This window comes from Methylobacterium sp. CCH5-D2 (assembly GCF_001556475.1).
Classification (GTDB): Bacteria; Pseudomonadota; Alphaproteobacteria; order Rhizobiales; family Beijerinckiaceae; genus Methylobacterium; species Methylobacterium hispanicum.
In genome coordinates, this window is sequence record NZ_LSIX01000537.1 from 1 (window position 1) to 883 (window position 883).

Here is an 883-nt window from a genome sequence, read left to right on the forward strand (position 1 = left end):
CCCGCGAACACGCCCCGCATGCCCGCACGCACGACTCTGCCGCTCCCCTGGCTCGATCGGGCCGGACGCCTCTCGGCCCTGAAGCTCCTCTGCTTCCTGCTGGTGCTGGCGCCCGGCCTCTACCTCGCGCAAGGCTATGCCCGCGACGCGCTCGGGGCGAAGCCCGTCACGGCGCTGATCCATGCCACCGGCGAGTGGGCGGTGCGGCTGCTCCTCGCCACCCTGGCGGTGAGCCCGCTGCGCCGGATCGCCGACTGGCCACGGCTGATCAACCTGCGGCGCATGCTGGGGCTCTCCGCGCTCGCCTACGCGCTGGCCCACCTCGTCCTCTACGTCGTGGACCAGAACTACGACCTGGCGAAGGTGGCCTCCGAGATCGCGCTGCGCATCTACCTGACGGTCGGCTTCGTGGCGCTGGCCGGCCTCGTGGCGCTCGGCTGGACCTCGACCGACGGGGCGATCCGCCGGATGGGCCCGGCCTGGCACCGGTTGCACCGGCTCTCCTACCCGATCGCGGCGCTGGGGCTGCTGCATTACTTCCTGCAATCGAAGATCGACGTCACCGACCCGGTCTTCTGGACCGGTCTGTTCGTCCTGCTGATGGGCTGGCGCCTGATGCACCGCCTCTCGGCCCCGACGCGGCCCTGGTCGCTCCTCCTCCTGGCGCTCGGCTCCGCGCTCCTGACCGCCCTTCTGGAGGCGGCGTGGTACGGGCTGAAGAGCGGCGTGCCGGCCGGCCTCGTGCTCGGCGCCAACCTCGACTTTTCCGGCCCGATCCGGCCGGCCTGGTGGGTGCTGGGCGTCGGCCTGCTGCTGCCGCTCGTCAACGCCCTGCGCGGCCGGATCGGGCCGGAAAAGTCGAGGTTGGCGCCGAGCACGAGGC

The 883-nt window shown here is 72.3% G+C and carries 1 protein-coding gene; it reads left to right on the forward strand.

Going from position 1 to position 883, the window contains the following annotated elements; all coding sequences use genetic code 11:
- Positions 1-18 precede the first annotated feature (18 nt).
- Positions 19-883: protein-methionine-sulfoxide reductase heme-binding subunit MsrQ (locus AX737_RS13800; RefSeq protein ID WP_082773036.1), on the forward strand; the 865-nt coding region annotated here is incomplete at its 3' end.